The 18599-nt window shown below is 40.7% G+C and carries 19 protein-coding genes; 8 read left to right on the top strand and 11 right to left on the bottom strand.

Annotated elements, in window-relative coordinates; genetic code table 11:
- Window positions 1-41: 41 nt before the first annotated feature.
- The 3 genes from pdhB to NSQ17_RS07240 all read right to left on the bottom strand — a co-directional run bounded on the left by pdhB (window position 42) and on the right by NSQ17_RS07240 (window position 3374).
- Window positions 42-1019: a pyruvate dehydrogenase complex E1 component subunit beta gene (gene pdhB, locus NSQ17_RS07250; protein ID WP_007498597.1), complete on the bottom strand. Its 978-nt coding sequence runs from the start codon at window positions 1017-1019 to the stop codon at window positions 42-44.
- 3 nt (window positions 1020-1022) lie between these two features.
- On the bottom strand, window positions 1023-2138 hold the full coding sequence (pdhA, locus tag NSQ17_RS07245; RefSeq protein ID WP_007498599.1) for a pyruvate dehydrogenase (acetyl-transferring) E1 component subunit alpha: 1116 nt from the start codon (window positions 2136-2138) through the stop codon (window positions 1023-1025).
- Between the two features lie 567 nt (window positions 2139-2705).
- Window positions 2706-3374: a YkyA family protein gene (locus tag NSQ17_RS07240; protein WP_041507359.1), complete on the bottom strand. Its 669-nt coding sequence runs from the start codon at window positions 3372-3374 to the stop codon at window positions 2706-2708.
- Window positions 3375-3609: 235 nt separating this feature from the next.
- Between NSQ17_RS07240 and NSQ17_RS07235 the strand changes: the two genes are divergently transcribed.
- A complete protein-coding gene (locus NSQ17_RS07235; RefSeq protein WP_026050085.1) occupies window positions 3610-3789 on the top strand; it encodes a YjcZ family sporulation protein in 180 nt (59 codons plus the stop codon).
- A 112-nt stretch (window positions 3790-3901) separates the two neighbouring features.
- Window positions 3902-4459 carry a peptide deformylase gene (gene def / locus NSQ17_RS07230; RefSeq protein ID WP_008345111.1) on the top strand — a complete coding sequence of 186 codons (558 nt, stop codon included), beginning with the start codon at window positions 3902-3904 and terminating at the stop codon, window positions 4457-4459.
- A gap of 38 nt (window positions 4460-4497) precedes the next feature.
- Here def and NSQ17_RS07225 read toward each other — a convergent pair whose 3' ends face one another.
- A complete protein-coding gene (locus NSQ17_RS07225; RefSeq protein WP_024719544.1) occupies window positions 4498-5277 on the bottom strand; it encodes a Cof-type HAD-IIB family hydrolase in 780 nt (259 codons plus the stop codon).
- Window positions 5278-5671: 394 nt separating this feature from the next.
- On the opposite strand from NSQ17_RS07225, the gene NSQ17_RS07220 reads away from it, so the two are divergent.
- Together NSQ17_RS07220 and rnjA are read left to right on the top strand one after the other, a co-directional pair.
- Window positions 5672-5881, top strand: a complete 210-nt coding sequence (locus tag NSQ17_RS07220; RefSeq protein ID WP_008345114.1) for a DNA-directed RNA polymerase subunit epsilon — start codon at window positions 5672-5674, stop codon at window positions 5879-5881.
- 5 nt (window positions 5882-5886) lie between these two features.
- The gene (gene rnjA / locus NSQ17_RS07215; RefSeq protein ID WP_008345116.1) at window positions 5887-7554 is read left to right on the top strand and encodes a ribonuclease J1; all 1668 of its coding nucleotides are present in this window, start codon (window positions 5887-5889) and stop codon (window positions 7552-7554) included.
- A gap of 99 nt (window positions 7555-7653) precedes the next feature.
- Here rnjA and ade read toward each other — a convergent pair whose 3' ends face one another.
- The 5 genes from ade to NSQ17_RS07190 form a co-directional block, all read right to left on the bottom strand.
- Window positions 7654-9384 carry an adenine deaminase gene (gene ade, locus NSQ17_RS07210; RefSeq protein ID WP_144678853.1) on the bottom strand — a complete coding sequence of 577 codons (1731 nt, stop codon included), beginning with the start codon at window positions 9382-9384 and terminating at the stop codon, window positions 7654-7656.
- A gap of 263 nt (window positions 9385-9647) precedes the next feature.
- Window positions 9648-10316, bottom strand: a complete 669-nt coding sequence (locus NSQ17_RS07205; protein ID WP_008345123.1) for a TrkA family potassium uptake protein — start codon at window positions 10314-10316, stop codon at window positions 9648-9650.
- Between the two features lie 37 nt (window positions 10317-10353).
- Entirely contained in the window at window positions 10354-11196 is an 843-nt protein-coding gene (locus tag NSQ17_RS07200) for a gamma-glutamylcyclotransferase family protein (RefSeq protein WP_144678854.1), read from the bottom strand.
- 27 nt (window positions 11197-11223) lie between these two features.
- Window positions 11224-12513 carry an ATP-binding protein gene (locus NSQ17_RS07195; protein ID WP_342467986.1) on the bottom strand — a complete coding sequence of 430 codons (1290 nt, stop codon included), beginning with the start codon at window positions 12511-12513 and terminating at the stop codon, window positions 11224-11226.
- A 144-nt stretch (window positions 12514-12657) separates the two neighbouring features.
- Entirely contained in the window at window positions 12658-12936 is a 279-nt protein-coding gene (locus NSQ17_RS07190; protein WP_017359400.1) for an AbrB/MazE/SpoVT family DNA-binding domain-containing protein, read from the bottom strand.
- A gap of 276 nt (window positions 12937-13212) precedes the next feature.
- Here NSQ17_RS07190 and mreBH point away from each other — a divergent pair, with 276 nt between their 5' ends.
- The 3 genes from mreBH (at window position 13213) to NSQ17_RS07175 (ending at window position 15765) form a co-directional block, all read left to right on the top strand.
- The gene (gene mreBH / locus NSQ17_RS07185) at window positions 13213-14220 is read left to right on the top strand and encodes a rod-share determining protein MreBH (protein ID WP_017359401.1); all 1008 of its coding nucleotides are present in this window, start codon (window positions 13213-13215) and stop codon (window positions 14218-14220) included.
- A 74-nt stretch (window positions 14221-14294) separates the two neighbouring features.
- Window positions 14295-14426: a protein YkpC gene (locus NSQ17_RS07180; protein ID WP_003210922.1), complete on the top strand. Its 132-nt coding sequence runs from the start codon at window positions 14295-14297 to the stop codon at window positions 14424-14426.
- A gap of 106 nt (window positions 14427-14532) precedes the next feature.
- A complete protein-coding gene (locus tag NSQ17_RS07175) occupies window positions 14533-15765 on the top strand; it encodes an aminopeptidase (RefSeq protein ID WP_282747044.1) in 1233 nt (410 codons plus the stop codon).
- Window positions 15766-15805: 40 nt separating this feature from the next.
- On the opposite strand, the gene NSQ17_RS07170 is transcribed toward NSQ17_RS07175, so the two are convergent.
- Entirely contained in the window at window positions 15806-17425 is a 1620-nt protein-coding gene (locus tag NSQ17_RS07170) for an ATP-binding cassette domain-containing protein (RefSeq protein ID WP_007498620.1), read from the bottom strand.
- A 144-nt stretch (window positions 17426-17569) separates the two neighbouring features.
- Here NSQ17_RS07170 and NSQ17_RS07165 point away from each other — a divergent pair, with 144 nt between their 5' ends.
- Window positions 17570-17845, top strand: coding sequence for a hypothetical protein (locus tag NSQ17_RS07165; RefSeq protein ID WP_024719551.1), 276 nt, complete (start codon window positions 17570-17572; stop codon window positions 17843-17845).
- Window positions 17846-17908: 63 nt separating this feature from the next.
- On the opposite strand, the gene lepB is transcribed toward NSQ17_RS07165, so the two are convergent.
- Window positions 17909-18481: a signal peptidase I gene (gene lepB / locus NSQ17_RS07160; protein ID WP_186365894.1), complete on the bottom strand. Its 573-nt coding sequence runs from the start codon at window positions 18479-18481 to the stop codon at window positions 17909-17911.
- Window positions 18482-18599: the final 118 nt, after the last annotated feature.

The raw sequence follows: 18599 nt of genomic DNA, 5'->3' as shown, positions 1-18599 counted from the left end.
AAGGGGAAGAGAAATAAATTCTTTTCCCCTCTGTCATTTAATTAAAATTCAAGAACTTTCTTAGCTGTTTCAAGCACGTCTTTATGGTTTGGAAGCCATACGCTCTCAGCTTGAGAGAAAGCAAATACAGTATCAGGTGCAGCTACACGAAGTACTGGTGCTTCTAGGCTAAGAATTGCTCTATCATTGATTTCAGCTACTACGTTTGCTGCAATACCAGCTTGTTTTTGTGCTTCTTGAACAACGATCGCACGGCCTGTTTTTTCAACAGAAGCGATGATTGTTTCAATATCAAGCGGGCTCACTGTACGAAGGTCAACGACCTCAGCAGAAACGCCTTCTTTTTCAAGTTCTTCAGCAGCTTTAAGTGATTCGTGAACCATTGCACCGTAAGTGATGATTGAAAGGTCAGAACCTTCACGTTTCACGTCAGCTTTACCGATTTCAATTGTGTACTCTTCTTCAGGAACTTCCTGACGGAAAGAACGATAAAGTTTCATATGCTCAAGGAATACAACCGGATCGTTGTCACGGATTGCAGAAATTAAAAGTCCTTTTGCATCGTAAGGTGTTGAAGGAATAACAACCTTGATACCAGGCTGTTGTGCAATAAGACCTTCTAAGCTATCAGCGTGAAGCTCAGGTGTGTGAACTCCTCCGCCAAATGGAGAACGGATTGTCACTGGAGAATGCCAGCGTCCACCAGAACGGTAACGCATACGAGCCATTTGTCCAGAAACAGAATCTAATACTTCGTAAACGAATCCGAAGAATTGAATTTCCATTACTGGGCGGAATTCTTGTAGTCCAAGGCCAATTGCAAGACCGCCAATACCAGATTCAGCAAGTGGAGTATCGAATACACGATCCTCACCAAACTCTTTTTGCAATCCTTCAGTCGCACGGAATACGCCGCCGTTTTTACCAACGTCTTCTCCGAAAACAAGAACGTTTTCGTCATTTTTCAGTTCTGTGCGTAACGCATCAGTGATCGCTTGAATCAATGTCATTTGCGCCATGGCTTACTTCGACTCCTTCTGTTTGTAGATTTCAAGCTGTTCAACCAAGTTAAATGGTTTCACATCGTACATGTTTTCAATCAAATCAGTGACTTTCTGCTTAGGCTGTTCGTCAGCTTCTTTGATTGCTTGTTTGATTTGTTCTTTTGCATCTTCGATGACTTTATTCTCTTCTTCTTCAGACCAAAGGCCTTTGTTTTCCAAGAATTTGCGGTAGCGTACCAATGGATCTTTTTGCTCCCACTCATTTTCATCTTCTTTTGTACGATATCTTGTTGGATCGTCACCAGCCATTGTATGTGGGCCGTAACGGAATGTAAGAGTTTCAATTAATGTTGGACCTTCACCATTTACAGCACGCTCACGAGCTTCAGCAGTCGCTGCATATACAGCTAATGCATCCATACCGTCAACTTGTACGCCTACGATACCAGCTGCAGCTGCTTTTTGTGCAATCGTTTGTGCAGCAGATTGCTTTTCAACAGGTGTAGAGATCGCATATCTGTTGTTTTGGACAACAAAAATCGCTGGCGCTTTGTAAGCCCCTGCAAAGTTAATACCTTCGTAGAAATCACCTTGTGAAGCTCCACCATCACCAGTGTAAGTGATTGCAACAGCATTTTTACCGCGCTTTTTCAAACCAAGAGCTACACCAGCAGCTTGAATGATTTGTGCACCGATAATGATTTGCGGAGAAAGTGCATTCACATCTTCAGGCATTTGGTTTCCAACAAAGTGTCCACGAGAGAACAAGAATGCTTTTGTTAGTGGAAGACCGTGCCAGATTAATTGTGGTACATCACGATATCCTGGAAGAATGAAATCTTCTTTCTCAAGTGCAAAGTGAGTTGCAAGCTGAGAAGCTTCTTGTCCAGCTGTTGGCGCATAGAAGCCAAGACGTCCTTGACGGTTCAATGAAATTGAACGTTGATCTAATACACGTGTAAACACCATACGGCGCATTAATTCTTTTAATTGGTCATCTGAAAGATCTGGCATTGCCGCTTCGTTTACGACTTCGCCTTTTTCGTTTAAAATTTGGAACGTTTCAAACTGCTTTTTGATGGCATCGAATTGCTTTTTGCTATCAACAATTGCTTTTTTTGTTTTTGCAGCCATTCTAAAGTCACCTCTTCCTTTCTTTTAACAGTCAATTTGTCGTGAATCCATTTATACATACAGATATAGGATAACCCAAAATGCTCATATGACTCCTGTATATAATAGCCACAAAGATCATTGTCGAAACATTGGATGATCGCTTGCTTTTGAGTTTTTCTAACTGTATTAACGATAGTTCACAAAAAACTAATACAACTTCTGTTAACAAGGAATAGTTTACAACAAGAAAAATAGTCCGTCAATTGATTTAACGGCTTTATTTAAATAAATGTATTCGCTTTACTTTTTATGGTGACCTGTATCAATCTGTTTAATCAACAGCACAAACTGTACTAGTATAGAGTGGATCACTGTACTACAATAGCACATGTTTGTTTTTGTCGAAAAATAAAAAAAGAGCTATTTTCAGCTCTTTTGATCGTGATGGACTAAGGGCTAAAATGAACTTCATTTTAACCCTCTCTCTTCTTTTCAGTTTGACATCTTGGAAAAACGAGTAACGACACGCAGGCACTTTGTGAGTAGCAGCGATAAACAGAGCTAACAAATATGCAAGTACTGTTTTTAGCTATTTTGTGATTCTTTCTGAGCTGTTTTGTATAAAGCTTGTTTATATTCGTTCAATTGATCTGTATATTGATTGAACTTCTTGCTTTCTTTTCTAACTTTACTATAGGAACGATTGACTGTTTTCAGTTTGGATTTCAGTTCGGCGTATCCTAAGTCTTTTCTTTTTAAGGATTCATACAAGTGCTTGTCTTGTTTCAGCGCCTTTTGATACTCACGGTAAAGCTGATCATACGATGCGTATCTTTTTTCAATTGATTTGACTGTTTGTTCTGCTTTGTCTTTTACTTCTGCATCTTTTATCTGTCCAGCGAATTCCTTTACAGATTGAAATTCTTTTTTCGATTGATCCATGCTGTCTTTTTCTGTTTTTAAATGTTCTTCACGCTTTTCTGCCGATGCTAATGCTTGATCAGACAAGTTTGAGACGGTTTTTGTGTGGTCTTTTGTTGTTTGAATCATTTTTTTATACAACTGCTGCTCTTTTTTTTCATAGCTTTGCAGTGCGCCTTGTTCTTTTTCAAAGGATGCTTCTTTTTCGCTCATTTTTGTCATGGCATCTTGCATCTCATAAAGCGGATTTTGACCTCCGCAGCCCGCAAGCAAGAGGGTGCATATCCCCGCTAAAGTTGCACCTGCTTTTATTCTTCTTTTCATCTGTTTCAATTACAAGGTCCCCCTTTACATCTCCACATACCACTATAATTTTTCAGGGCGGTTGTGACAAGGAAAGAGGATGGTTTTTTGAGGGGAAAGAAGATTTTTTTCATGCTCTAGGCTCATGACTATACAAATAGTGCATTCATACATAGTTTATATTACACGCTTCGCCTTCACTTATGAGAGGCCGAGTGTATTTCCAAAGGAGGTCAAAAGTATGTCTAATTATAGTCATGGAAGTATGTATGGTGGATACGGCGGTTACGGTTATGGATACGGCGGCGGTTGTTGCTATCCAAGTTATGGTGGTGGATACGGTTGCGGTTACGGTGGTGGACGTACATTCGCTTTAATCGTCGTCCTATTCATTCTATTGATCATTGTTGGCGCAGCATTCTTAGGCGGCGGTGGCTGCTGCTAATGGCTGAATAAGCCTCTGACCGGTCTCATACGACCGGTCTTCTTTATTTCATTGCATATGTTGTGTATCATTTTATATACTTTACATACAAAGGAAATAGGAGTGAAGTTTTGTGATTACCATGGATGATATCGTACGAGACGGGCATCCCGTCTTAAGACAAACAGCTGAAGCGGTCGAACTCCCGCCAACAGAAGAAGAAAAACAGCAATTAGCTGACATGATTGAATTTGTCAAAAACAGTCAGGATGCAGACATTGCTGAAAAATATGAACTTAGACCCGGTGTTGGCCTAGCAGCTCCGCAAATCAATATCAGTAAACGAATGATCGCTGTTCACTGTGAAGACGAGGGCGGAGAACTTTACAGCTATGCATTATTCAATCCTCGCATTGTTAGCCATTCAGTCAAAAGAGCTTATTTAGCTACTGGAGAAGGCTGTTTATCTGTTGATGAAGCCATCCCTGGATTCGTCCCGCGCTATGAAAAAATCAGGGTGAAAGGTACAACGCTTGAAGGTGAAGACATTGATATTCGCCTCAAAGGGTTTCCGGCCATCGTTTTCCAGCATGAAATTGACCACTTAAATGGCATTATGTTTTATGATCATATTCAAAAAGATCATCCATTCGCCGAGCCAGACAACGCGGTTGCGATCGGCAGATCATAACATAAAAACAAGACCCGTCCATCAGCGGGTCTTGTTTTTTATTCATCAATAAGGCCTAATTCAGTCACAGCGTGGAATATGCCATCCTCATCTACAGGTTTGGTGACAAAGTCAGCTAATGTTTTTAATTCATTGACTGCATTCCCCATCGCAACGCCTGTTCCAACAAAAGAAATCATTTCTCGATCGTTCAGCCCGTCACCGAAGGCAATTGTGTCCTTTTGATCGTACGGAAGTCTTTCAATGACTCGTTTAATTCCTTCAGCCTTCGATCCACCTTTTGGCAGGACATCAGTAGACAGCTCATGCCACCTGACGAGATCAATTTCTTCACGGAACGCTTCATATAGATGTTCCTCTTCTGCTTTACAAAATAGTAGCATTTGATAAATGACGTTTTCTTTAAAGAATGACAAATCATGCTCGGGATGCTCTGTTTTTAAAGTGCCAATCCCTTCATGGATAAATGGATGGTTCGGCACAGACGCCTTCATCGTCTTCTCTCCCATGAAAACAAGCGGATGATCATGTTGATCCGCTGTTTCATAAATTTTATCCATCAGCTCTTGCTTAAGCGGATTGCCGTAAATGACTTCTCCTTCGTACATGACATACTGACCGTTATAAGCAATAAATGAGTCAAGCCCTATTTCTTCTAAAATAGGCTGGATGAGAAAAGGCGATCGGCCAGATGCAATGAAGAGATGATGCCCTTTTTCTTTTAATAAACGAACAGCTCGCTTCGTTGATTCAGGTATTTTTTTATCATGGTCATATAAAGTACCGTCGATATCAAAGAAGATGACTTTTTTATTCATATCTCGTCTCCTGTCTCTTGTTATGTATACCCTCTCCCCTTCATCATACAGAAAGATCTTCACTGACGAAACCACTTCCTCTTAAAACGCCCATTTCCCACATATAACCATGTAACATTAAGTGGAAACATCATATAATACAAGTATATAGAGAGAACGGAACAAATGGCTGAATGAGACTCATACCGAAAGGAGGCGATCCGCGATGCTTCGTCGTCTGCGCAAGAAAATTCGAAGACAATGGAAGGACATGCTTCGTAAAAAATCGATTGCTTAAAAGGATCTTCCGCACATTTGCTGAAGGTCCTTTTTTCTCTGAGACTTTTCTTATGCGCGTTTTTTTAATATAATAGAATAAGCGAGTGTAACATACGGTATTTAAGGAGAGATTTGGATGATATATAAGGTATTTTTTCAGGCAAGTACGACTGAGGTACCTGTGAGAGAACACACAGATTCACTATACGTTGAAGCGGTTTCTGAAAGAGACGTACGCGATAAGTTGAAAAAACATAACTACAATATTGAATTCATTCAGCCTGTAGACGGTGCTTTTTTAGACTATGAACGAGAAAGTGAAAATTTTAAAGTATTGGAGCTATGAGAGGAATGAAATTTGTAAAAAACGATCAGGCGGCAGTTTTTGCGCTCGGCGGATTAGGCGAGATCGGTAAAAACACGTATGGCGTTCAATTTCAAGATGAAATCATTTTGATTGATGCTGGTATTAAGTTCCCTGAAGATGAACTTCTTGGAATTGATTACGTCATCCCTGACTATACGTATTTAGTTAAAAACGAAGATAAAATCAAAGGTCTTTTTATTACTCACGGACATGAAGACCACATCGGCGGTATCCCTTACCTTCTCAAGCAAGTGAATATTCCAGTTTACGGAGGCAAACTCGCAATCGGCCTACTTCGTAACAAATTGGAAGAGCATGGTCTATTAAGACAGACCAAACTTCACATCTTTGAAGAAGAAGATACGATCAAATTTAGAAAAACAGCTGTGTCTTTCTTTAGAACGACGCACAGTATCCCAGATTCTTATGGAATTGTCGTTAAGACACCTCCTGGTAACATCGTACATACAGGCGATTTCAAGTTTGACTTTACTCCTGTTGGCGAGCCTGCCAATTTAACGAAAATGGCTGAGATCGGGAAAGAAGGCGTTCTTTGTCTTCTATCTGACAGTACAAATAGTGAAATTCCAGAATTTACGATGTCCGAAAGACGTGTAGGTGAAAGCATTGATGACATCTTCAGAAAAGTAGATGGACGTATTATCTTTGCTACATTTGCATCTAACATTCACAGACTTCAGCAAGTCATCGAGTCAGCTGTTGCCAACGGCCGAAAAGTCGCTGTGTTTGGGCGTAGCATGGAGTCTGCCATTGATATTGGACAAGAGCTCGGATATATCAAATGTCCAAAAAACACGTTCATTGAACACAATGAAATTAACCGCCTTCCAGCAAACAAAGTAACCATTCTTTGTACTGGTAGTCAGGGCGAACCGATGGCCGCTCTTTCTCGTATTGCCAACGGTACGCACCGCCAGATTTCAATTAACCCTGGAGACACTGTTGTCTTCTCGTCTTCACCGATCCCAGGTAACAATATTAGCGTAAGCCGTACCATTAACCAGCTTTATCGTGCTGGTGCTGAAGTCATTCATGGCTCACTCAATAATATTCATACCTCTGGACACGGCGGGCAGGAAGAACAAAAGCTGATGCTCCGTTTAATTAAACCAAAATTCTTCATGCCGATTCACGGTGAGTACCGCATGCAAAAAACGCATATTAAACTTGCGAATGATTGCGGAATCCCTGAGGAAAACTGCTTTATCATGGATAACGGTGAAGTTCTTGCACTGAAAGGTGACGAAGCAAGTGTCGCTGGCAAAATTCCTTCAGGTAACGTGTATATCGACGGTAGCGGTATTGGTGATATCGGCAACATCGTGTTAAGAGACCGCCGCATTCTTTCAGAAGAAGGTCTTGTCATTGTTGTTGTCAGCATGGATATGAAAGAATTCAAAATTTCTGCAGGTCCTGATCTCATCTCAAGAGGCTTTGTCTACATGAGAGAATCTGGCGACCTCATCAACGACGCACAAGATCTCATTTCAAAGCATCTTGAAAAAGTAATGGAACGTAAGACAACTCAGTGGTCTGAAATTAAGAACGAAATTACGGACACTCTTGCTCCTTTCCTTTATGAAAAAACAAGACGCCGCCCAATGATCTTACCGATTATTATGGAAGTGTAATGACGTACAAGGAGACACAGCCAATTGGCTGTGTCTCTTTTTTATGCGCAATAAAAAAACCCGCATATCTGTACGATACGTGCGGGTTCAGTCATTGTTTTACGATTGAATCGGGAGATGCTGAAAACTTCTCACATCAAACAATCCTTGTGTTGTCATTTTCACATCAGGAATGACTGGCAGTGCCAAGAAGGATAATGTCAAAAACGGATTAAATTCTAAGGCAAAGCCTGTTTCGTTTAAAGCATCATGGAGTGCATGAAGGCTTTCATTGACCGTATGTGCAGGTTGATCTGATAATAAACCGGAAATCGGTAATGGAAGCGTATGAAGAACTTCTCCGTCTTTTACAACGGTCAAACCGCCCCCTGCTTCTTTTAACGTCTCAATGGCTTTGATCATATCAGCATCATTTGTTCCAACGGCAATTAAGTTATGCGAGTCATGGGCAACTGTTGTTGCAATCGCCCCCTCTTTTAAGCCGAAACCGCTGACGACCCCTATCCCAATTTCAGATAGACCTTTGTGGCGTTCGACAAGTACTATTTTTAATACATCTCGATCAATATCACTCGTAAATTGTCCATCGCTTCCAGAAGGAGATATTTGTTCTAATTTCGTTTCAAGCTGATTCGGTATAATGCGAATGACATTCATCTTTTGATGATCTGTTATAGGCAGCGTTAGATCTTTCTCTTGAACGTCCACTGCATGTACCGATTGCATGAGCGAAGAATTTGGCGTGATCTTGTCGACACTTGGCAAATATTCTCCATGTTCAGAGACCAATTCTCCTGCGATAAAGACGCTTGTAATTCCTACCTCATGTAAGTCAGAAATGAGCATAAAGTCCGCGTCAAAGCCTGGTGCAATTGCTCCCTTTGTTTTGAGACCGAAGCACTCCGCTGCGTTTAAACTTCCCATTTGATATGCTATAAAGGGGTCCAATCCTTCTTGTATCGACATCCGTACTTGTTCATCAATACTTCCTTGAGCCATTAAATCATCTAAATGCTTATCATCCGTACAAAAGAAAAAGCGTCTCGCATTCTTCTCATTGACAGCAGGCAATACGTTTTTCACGTTTTTAGCAACAGAGCCTTCTCTGAGCATGACATACATGCCTCTTTTGACACGTTCAAGGGCCTCTTGAGCTGTTGTCACCTCATGATCCGTTTGGACATTAGCTGTTCGGTACACATTAATTAATCGGTCCGTTAATCCTGCTAGATGGCCATCAATGAGTTTATGTTCATGTTGAGCATCAAGCAGTTTTTGAAGCATATCTTCTTCCGCTTGTTCCACCGCGACATAATCCATCACTTCGGCAAGACCAAGCACTTCTTTCTCCTGATAAAGAGGCTTTAAATCTTTTGCTTTTAGTGTAGCACCTGATCGTTCAAAGCTGACTGCCGGTACACAGGATGGCAGCATGAAATATATATTTAGAGCAGCTTTTCTCGCTTCTTCGAGCATAAAACGGATACCTGCAACACCGGATACATTGGCAATTTCATGCGGGTCTGTTACAACAGTTGTCACACCGTGAGGAACGACAGCTTTGGAAAATTCAGCAGGAGTCACCATCGAGGATTCGATATGAACGTGGCCGTCAATGAATCCGGGAACAAGCATTTGACCTGTTGCATCCAGCTCCTGTTCTCCTTCATACTCCCCAATTCCTACTATTTTTCCATTTTCAACAGCGACATCAGCGTCTATCCATTCCTGGTTAAACACGTCCATAACCTTCGCATGTTTAATCACTAGGGCTGCCTTTTTTCTCTTTGCAGCTACCTCAATTTGATGTCTGAAAAGCTCCTTATCCAACGACACTGCCTCCTCCGAGTAAACAATATAATGTTTCTTATCGTAAACGAATCTGTTTGCCCAGTCAATGACATTTAGAGAAAATCAACCATATCAAAAGATTGATTTTTATTTCTGAATAGTGATAATTGGCTGAAAAATAACCATGTTCTATTTTGCTGTTCTTTTAGAAAGTAAACGACTCTTTTCCACTTTGTTCTCTCCCACAATGTCCGCCCCATATGTACACTTCTAAAGCAAAAAAACACCCCTTCTCGGAGTGTTTAATAGTCGTTCTGCATTTCTCGTTTTTCAAAGCGCCCGATATCTGCCACTGCCCCAATGACAATGAGGATATCTTCTTTTTGAATCATTTCATCTGCGAGCGGTGAAACGATCACTTCTTTCCCGCGCTTAATTGCCACGATATTGATCCCGTACCTTGCACGAATGTCGAGATCTAACAAAGAGTGCCCAGCAAGTCTGCTGTTGGCGACGATTTCAATAAGGCTGTACTCATCTGACAGCTCTAAATAATCAAGCACGTTGTTAGAAATAATTTTATGTGCAATCCGTCTGCCCATGTCTCGTTCAGGATGGACAATACGGTCCGCACCAATTTTATTCAAAACCTTTTCATGGTAGTCATTTTGAGCTTTCACTGTGACCATTTTGACACCAAGCTCTTTCAGCATAATCGTTGTTAAAATACTCGCCTGAATGTTTTCACCTATCGCCACGATCACATGATCAAAATTGCGGATGCCTAGGTTTTTTAGGACAGATTCGTCCGTCGAATCACCAATCACGGCATGTGATGCAATTTTAGCATATTCGTTCACACGATCTTCATTCATATCCATGGCCATGACTTCAAGTCCTTCTTCGCTTAGCGCCTTGCAGATACTTCCGCCGAAGCGTCCAAGACCAATGACTGCATATTCCTTTTTCATGTTCAGACTCCTTTTATATCACTTACCATGCATTTTACTACGGTTTCATTAATGAATCCATATGCGACCGTATTTTTTTACGGAACGCTTCACTTAAGTAAAGGTCTGCTCCTTTTTCGATTTCACTGCGATAATGACCAGGAGGCGCAATTTCTTCGCTCTTTTTTAAAACGAGAAACGTCAAGCAGTCCTCATACACTTGATCACCTACTGTGACATCGACAAATGCTGGACGATAAGTCCCTTCATTTACACCTTCTCGTTTGTACAAATAACGAATGGCATCAAAAGGTACTTCATATAGAACACCCTCTGTTTCTCCGCCGTCTTCTACCAAATCTGCTCTTGATCCATCAGGGCGCACCAATGTAAACCTTGTGGTAAAACGATCAAGTGTGCCGCCGCCGATGATTTGTTTGAAATAATGTTCCACTTTCGCAAGCTTAAACCTTGCATCATCCATACAGGACCCATAGGCAAAATAATAGAAGGAAGACGGTTTGCGCTCCCATAGTTGATATGACTTCCAGCAGCCGCTTTCAATCTCCTTCAGGCTCGATGCCTTCTGCTTACATATTGTATAAGCAACGGCTGACCTTGGCCCCTGGTCTGTCATAACCTCTATTTCCTGCTGGTCATACCCTTCCTCTAGCTCATCTATCTTATGCAGCGTTTCATCACTGACCTCATACAATTCTCCATATACTGTGTTTTGTTCCGAGACAACACACACAGGGTAACCCTCACCTGTATCGTACAGTCTCCCTTTTATCCAAGCAGATGCTGCTAATGGACTGCTTTCTTTCATCAATGTCTCGTGATACTTTTCGTGCTTTAAAAGTGTCCCATACACAAATAACGTCTTTGTCTCCTTCGTCATCACACATCACATCCTCTCACCTTGCTACTATCTGCTTTTTTGATACACAGGTAAGTAAATATCAAAAGCCGTCCCTTTGCTGAGCTCGCTCTTTACATCCATTCTTCCATGGTGATCTTTTAAGATCGTCGCACAGATCGTTAAACCAAGTCCTGTACCTTCTTTTTTAGTCGAAAAGAAAGGATCATATATTTTCAGAATGTCCTCTTCGGACATTCCTTTTCCTTCATCTTGAATCGTGATTTTCCATTCTTTCATCACTTTTTCTGTTGATATGTATATATTGCCGCCTTCAGGCATCGCCTCGATCGCATTTTTGATTAAGTTAATGAACAGCTGCTTCATTTGATTGGCGTCTGCTAATATCGTGCCAGCATCCTGCTTTTTAAATGGCTGTTTGAGATCAATATTTGAAAGAACGGCATTGGTCTTTAATAACGTAATCACCTGCTCTAGCAAATCATGGAGCTGTACTTCTTGAAATTGAACCGATTGAGGTTTTGCTAAGACAAGCAGCTCACTTAAAACAAAATCAATGCGTTTAATTTCAGAAAAGATGATATCAAAATAATCGGTTCTTTCAGGATATTGCGTTTTCATCAGCTGCAAAAATCCATTGACTGAGGTGAGCGGATTTCTGACTTCATGGGCAATGCCAGCGGCTATTTGTCCTGCAACAGCCAGCTTTTGTGCCTGCATTTGCAATTGCTGATTTGATCTTTCAAGTTCAAGCTTTGCCTGCTTTTGTTTCGTGATATCTGCAACCGTTCCAATACCTCCAGTAAACTGGTGCTGTTCATCGAAATAAAGCTTATAATGCACATCTCCCCATACCTTTTTTCCTTCTTTATGGAGAAGCTGCAGCTCCACCCGCCCCTCATCCTTATGCTCTTTGATCACAGACAACAAATGCTGAACGACATGCTCTTCTTGATCAAAGTACTGATTGTACATCGTACCTAGACACTCCTCTATGTCGTAACCCGTCATTTGTTTCCATGCTTGATTTAAAAAAATGATTTCACCTTTTTCATTGGTTTCAAAGACGATTTCTTGCAAGTTATCTGTTATTCGATTCAGCCGCTCTGTCAGTTCGTGTGCTTCTTTTTCTCGTTTATTTAAATCTGATACAAGCAAATTCAACCGGTCCACATAGCCTGAGATGCTCCAAATACCGGCCAAAACAACGACTGTAAAGGCTAGATCGAGCGGCCAATTAATGTGATAGCCGCTAAGATAATAAAAGAAATCCCAGCTCAAAATTAATATAAATGCAAGAACGGATAACAGGATCCGTACTTGATATGTTTTGTTCAAATAATTCCACCTGCCGCCCTGAGATTCTTTGTCAATTGTACCATTTTCCACTTATTTTTTGAGGGAGATGCGGCATTTTTAAGTAACTTTTTTAGAAAAAATAGCCTGCTCTCAGCACAATGGGAGAGAACAGGCTATTTTTATTTACTGCTGAAGGGCTTCTTGAAGCTCTTTTAGCAGTAGTTCTGCGCCTTCAGCGCTTAATGTAATTTGACCATTTCCATACTCGTGGTTCTCAGAAGTAATCTCACCAGTCATCAGGCAGACGCCCTCTGGCTGATATTTTTTCAAGACGATTTTATCTCCATCTATAAAAAATTCCATACTGTCTTTAATAGCGATATCAAGTGCTCTTCTCAATTCGATTGGCATCACAATACGCCCTAGTTCATCTACTTTTCTTACAACTCCGATAGATTTCAATTTCGTTCCCTCTTTCTTTCATTAGCTCAAGATCAATCTGTTTTTCACCAATTGATATATCGTAGACGTAAGAGATTCTTAAAAGGTTTCTCCTGCATAAAAATTTTTTTCAAAATCGAAAAACCAAAGGGAAAATTTATTGTGATTGTCAAAATGAGACTTGAATTTTACAGATTCATTTCAAGGTGATCACAAACCCCCACAAATGACCTCAACCCTCTGAACTTTTAAATGTAAAATTGTTTAAAACAGCAAAAATAGAGATTGGGTGAAAACATGTTTCAAAATGCCGAAATTGGAATTGATTTAGGAACAGCTAACATATTGGTTTACAGTAAAAATAAAGGAATTATTCTCAATGAACCATCCGTTGTAGCAGTAGATACGGAAACAAAAACTGTCCTTGCAGTGGGGTCAGAAGCAAAAGAGATGATTGGGAAAACACCTGGAAAAATTGTAGCGATCCGTCCGATGAAAGATGGTGTCATCGCTGATTATGATATGACAACCGATTTACTCAAACAAATTATGAAAAAAGCAGGAAAAAATATTGGGTTTACCTTTAGAAAGCCGACTGTGGTTGTTTGTACACCATCAGGTTCAACAGCTGTCGAACGCCGCGCGATCAGCGATGCTGTCAAAAATTGCGGGGCAAAGCATGTGCATTTAATTGAAGAACCCGTCGCAGCTGCAATCGGTGCTGATCTCCCGGTGGACGAGCCTGTTGCCAACGTCGTTGTAGATATTGGTGGAGGAACGACAGAGGTAGCGATCATTTCATTTGGCGGAGTTGTCTCTTGCCACTCGATCCGAATTGGCGGAGATCAACTGGATGAAGATATCATTACTTTTGTGAGAAAGAAATACAATTTACTGATCGGTGAACGGACAGCTGAGCAGGTAAAAATGGAAATTGGTTATGGACTCATTGAACACGAACCTGAATCATTAGAAGTTCGTGGACGCGACCTTGTCACAGGTCTTCCAAAAACAATTACACTTGAATCAACAGAAATTCAAGGTGCTATGCGAGAATCACTTCTTCATATTTTAGAGGCGATTCGGGCTACATTAGAAGACAGCCCTCCAGAACTGAGTGGTGATATCGTAGATCGCGGCGTCATTCTAACTGGCGGTGGTGCACTATTAAACGGCATTCAAGAATGGCTCTCTCAAGAAATTGTCGTCCCAGTTCATATCGCAGCAAATCCTCTTGAATCTGTCGCAATTGGAACAGGTCGTTCATTAGAAGTAATCGACAAATTGCAAAAAACATTAAAATAATCTTCATGTTCTACTTCTTTTTTCATCATTTCGATCATATCGTGATGAATGGATAAACGTGAAGGAGGAAGAACATGTTGCTTGATTTAGGTAAACGGGTCGTTGTCACAGTCATTTTAACCGGTATTATTTTAGGAGGAATGAGCCTGTCGTTTTCACATATGCCCCCTTCTAATGCACAGCCTGTGAAACAACTGAACCGCTAAAAAAGCCGCACGAAAGCGGCTTTTTTATTTTGCTTCGGGACGGCTCCCCATTTTCCTTTTCGGTCTTAAATCTGATATGATGAACATGACTAAAGGAGGGTTTTTTATGAGTTCATTCGAAAAACAACTAGATCAATATGCAAAAACCATCGTTGAAGTAGGTGTAAATGTTCAAAGTGGTCAAGAAGTGGTCGTATCTGCGTTCACTGAATCTGTAGACCTTGTCCGCCTTGTGGCAAAACACGCATATGAGCGCGGAGCGAAAAACGTACATATCCGCTGGAGTGATGGTGTTCTGACCCGTTTAAAATATGAACATGCCCCACAAGATGTGTTTGAGCAATTTCCAGAATGGGAAGCACAGATGATGGAAACCATCGCAAAACGTGGCGGTGCTTTTATTACGATCTTGTCAGAAAGCCCTGATCTTCTAAGTGGCATTGACTCGAAAAAAATTGCTTCACAGCAAAAAGCTGCAGGTTCAGCACTTCATACATATCGTCAATACGTTCAATCTGACAAAGTTGCATGGACAGTCGTCGGTGCTGCATCAAAAGATTGGGCGAAAAAGATTTTCCCTGAGCATGCAGATGAAGAAGCTGTTGCATTATTATGGGAACAAATCTTTAAAGTCGCCCGCGCTGATCAGCCAGATCCTGTTGAAGCGTGGAAAAAGCATGATGAATCACTAAATGAAAAAGTAAAAGTATTAAATGAACGTCACTACCACAAGCTGCACTATGAAGCACCAGGTACAGATTTAACGATTGAACTTCCAGAGCAGCATATTTGGGTAGGTGCTGGCAGCGTAAGTGAACGCGGCGTATCATTCATGGCCAATATGCCGACAGAAGAGGTCTTTACCGTACCTAAAAAAGATGGTGTAAACGGGACTGTCTCTAGCACTAAGCCACTTAGTTATGCAGGAAACATTATCGATGAATTTACGTTAACCTTTGAAAATGGGCGTATTGTAGATGTGAAAGCCAAAGAGGGCGAAGGCATTTTAACCTCTCTCGTTGAAACAGATGAAGGCTCACATTATCTAGGTGAGGTTGCCCTTGTACCAGATGATTCACCAATTTCTAACTCAAATATCCTCTATTACAATACACTTTACGATGAAAATGCATCCAATCACCTTGCCATCGGCAGCGGTTATGCATTTAATATCGAAGGCGGTAAAGAGATGAAACGAGAGGAATTAGACGCAGCTGGTGTGAACAGCAGTATTACACACGTCGATTTTATGATTGGTTCAAAGGAAATGAATATTGATGGAATCACAAAAGATGGTAAACGTGAACCGATTTTCCGAAATGGAAATTGGGCTTTTTAAAGAAAAAAGACATCCTCATGTGGATGTCTTTTCTTTATGTTTATGCATACAGCTCTTGTAGTCTTTTTTGAATTTCTTGATCTGATAAGAACTCATCATAAGTTGTTTGTTTATCAACGATGCCATTTGGCGTCACTTCGATAATACGGTTTGCAACTGTTTCAACAAACTGATGGTCATGAGATGAGAAGAGCATAGCCCCTTTAAAGCTCATTAGACCGTTATTCAGCGCTGTGATGGACTCTAGGTCTAAATGGTTCGTCGGCTCGTCTAACAGCAAAATATTCGCTCCAGACAGCATCATTTTTGATAACATACAACGAACCTTTTCTCCACCTGATAAGACGCTTGCTTTTTTCTTCACTTCTTCCCCAGAGAAAAGCATACGGCCTAAGAAACCACGCAGGAAGCTTTCACTTTGATCATTAGGAGAATATTGACGAAGCCAATCAACAAGATCTAAATCGCTTCCTTCAAAATATTCACTGTTGTCTTTAGGGAAAAAGGCTTGAGATGTTGTCACGCCCCATTTAAACGTCCCGCTGTCTGGCTCCATTTCACCAGCAAGGATTTTAAATAAAGTAGAGACAGCAAGCTCATTACGGCTTAAGAACGCAATTTTATCCTCACGATTCATAATAAAGCTGACGTTATCCAGTACTTTTACACCGTCAATCGTTTTTGATAGACCTTCTACTTGAAGGACATCATTTCCGATTTCACGCTCTGGCGCAAAATGAACATAAGGATATTTACGAGAAGATGGTTTAATGTCATCTAGCGAAATCTTATCAAGCAATTTCTTTCTTGATGTCGCTTGCTTCGATTTAGATGCGTTCGCACTGAACCGAGCAACGAATTCTTGAAGCTGCTTAATCTGTTCTTCTTTTTTCTTGTTGGCATCCTGGCTGAGTTTTAATGCCAGCTGGCTTGATTCATACCAGAAATCATAGTTTCCGACATACACTTGAATTTTTCCAAAGTCAAGGTCTGCAATATGCGTACATACTTTGTTTAAGAAATGACGGTCATGCGAGACGACGATGACGGTATTCTCAAAGTTAATGAGGAACTCTTCTAGCCACTGGATCGCTTGTAAGTCCAAATGGTTCGTTGGCTCATCGAGAAGGAGAACGTCAGGTTTACCGAATAAAGCTTGTGCTAACAATACTTTTACCTTTTCAGATCCGCCAAGCTCAGACATTTTCTTCGATTGTAGGCTCTCTGGAATGCCAAGACCTTTTAATAGGATCGCAGCTTCACTTTCCGCTTCCCATCCGTTTAACTCAGCAAACTCACCTTCAAGCTCTGCTGCACGAATTCCGTCTTCATCTGAGAAATCAGGTTTCATATAAATCGCATCTTTTTCCTGCATCACATCATATAGACGTTTGTGACCCATGATGACGACTTTTAACACTTCAAACTCTTCGTATTCAAAGTGGTTCTGTTTTAAAATCGCTAAACGTTCACCAGGACTCATATGAACATCGCCCGTTTGAGCTTCAATTTCTCCAGAAAGAATCTTTAAGAACGTTGATTTACCAGCTCCATTGGCACCAATTAGTCCGTAGCAGTTGCCAGGAGTGAACTTAATATTTACTTCTTCAAATAATTTACGATCAGCAAATCGCAAACTAACATTATTCACTGCAATCATTTATTAATCCTCCATCACTCATTCATCAATATGAAGTATAACATGAATAACGATTGATAGAAACGTCTCTCGCTAAGAACAAAGGCTTTTTGTCCAATATGGTATAATAAGTGGGAATGTTTTTATTGAAGGAGTTCGGGCGATTTGAGATTACTCACACTCATGGAATACTGTTTATTGATTTTCTTTATGGGCATTTATTTATCAGCGACTGGCTTTAATGCAAGAGACTTTGGCCTTTATATTGGACTTGTCCTCATTTACACACTGGTCCATATCTTTTCAAAACGGTTTTTACAAAAGCGCGGAAAAGACAATGTGAAAATTGGATTATTCCGTTCTGTTGTGGCGATTACTGGGTCCGTTTTCGCTTCTGTTTTGGCCATTGTCATCATTGTCACGATGCTCACACCAAATTAAAAACGACCCTACATGAAGGGTCGTCCATTCAAGCACCTTTCTTACGCATTGAGAAAGGTGTATTTATTGTGTTTGTCGAATATCGCCAAATGGGAAGAAAACAAATTCTGATGTGCCGACAATCCGATCCTTTTCAATGAGTCCGAGTCCATTTCGACTGTCCATAGAATTCAGTCTGTTGTCACCCATAACAAAGTAATCGTTTTTCGGTACTTTCACTGGACCAAAATCTCCTGTTAAATGTACCTCATACTCTTTGGCATGCGCCTTGTTCTCTTTTAAATAAGGCTCAGCTACTTTTTTACCATTAATGTAAAGCGTATCATCCTTCATTTCAATCGTGTCGCCTGGAAGGCCGATCAATCGTTTGACATAATGAATTTTCTGACCGTCTTTTCCATTAATAATCACGATGTCACCACGTTTGACTCCACCGAGATAGTTGATGGTTTTGTTAACAAACAGCTTTTCTCCATCATGAAGGGTTGGTTCCATTGACTCTCCTTCCACCACATACGGCTCAAAAATAAACGTACGGATGATGAGGACGAGGGCAAGTGCAATTAAAATGGCTTTGATCCATTCAAACAGAGAACTTTTCTTCTCTTTTTTGGCTTGTTTCCCATCAGATTGAATGTCATTTTCGTTTTGTTTGTTTTCTTCGTTCAAAATACTGCTTCCTCCTAAGACTTTCTGCTAAAAGACTTGAAACGTGAATTGAATAACTTTACTTTATCACATGTTATTTAAAAAT

The sequence above is a fragment of the Bacillus sp. FSL W8-0629 genome, from assembly GCF_038593225.1.
Classification (GTDB): domain Bacteria; phylum Bacillota; class Bacilli; order Bacillales; family Bacillaceae; genus Bacillus; species Bacillus altitudinis.
Note: the sequence above shows the minus strand (reverse complement) of the source record. Positions and strands in the feature narration are given on the sequence as shown.

Coding starts and splice junctions, on each gene's coding strand:
- NSQ17_RS07225 (WP_024719544.1), bottom strand. CDS start 5,277: ATGAATAAAAAAGTCATCTTCTTTGATATCGACGGTACTTTATATGAC.
- NSQ17_RS07200 (WP_144678854.1), bottom strand. CDS start 11,196: ATGACGAAGGAGACAAAGACGTTATTTGTGTATGGGACACTTTTAAAG.
- NSQ17_RS07175 (WP_282747044.1), top strand. CDS start 14,533: ATGAGTTCATTCGAAAAACAACTAGATCAATATGCAAAAACCATCGTT.
- NSQ17_RS07235 (WP_026050085.1), top strand. CDS start 3,610: ATGTATGGTGGATACGGCGGTTACGGTTATGGATACGGCGGCGGTTGT.
- NSQ17_RS07205 (WP_008345123.1), bottom strand. CDS start 10,316: ATGAAAAAGGAATATGCAGTCATTGGTCTTGGACGCTTCGGCGGAAGT.
- NSQ17_RS07170 (WP_007498620.1), bottom strand. CDS start 17,425: ATGATTGCAGTGAATAATGTTAGTTTGCGATTTGCTGATCGTAAATTA.
- rnjA (WP_008345116.1), top strand. CDS start 5,887: ATGAAATTTGTAAAAAACGATCAGGCGGCAGTTTTTGCGCTCGGCGGA.
- mreBH (WP_017359401.1), top strand. CDS start 13,213: ATGTTTCAAAATGCCGAAATTGGAATTGATTTAGGAACAGCTAACATA.
- pdhA (WP_007498599.1), bottom strand. CDS start 2,138: ATGGCTGCAAAAACAAAAAAAGCAATTGTTGATAGCAAAAAGCAATTC.
- pdhB (WP_007498597.1), bottom strand. CDS start 1,019: ATGGCGCAAATGACATTGATTCAAGCGATCACTGATGCGTTACGCACA.
- NSQ17_RS07220 (WP_008345114.1), top strand. CDS start 5,672: ATGATATATAAGGTATTTTTTCAGGCAAGTACGACTGAGGTACCTGTG.
- NSQ17_RS07180 (WP_003210922.1), top strand. CDS start 14,295: ATGTTGCTTGATTTAGGTAAACGGGTCGTTGTCACAGTCATTTTAACC.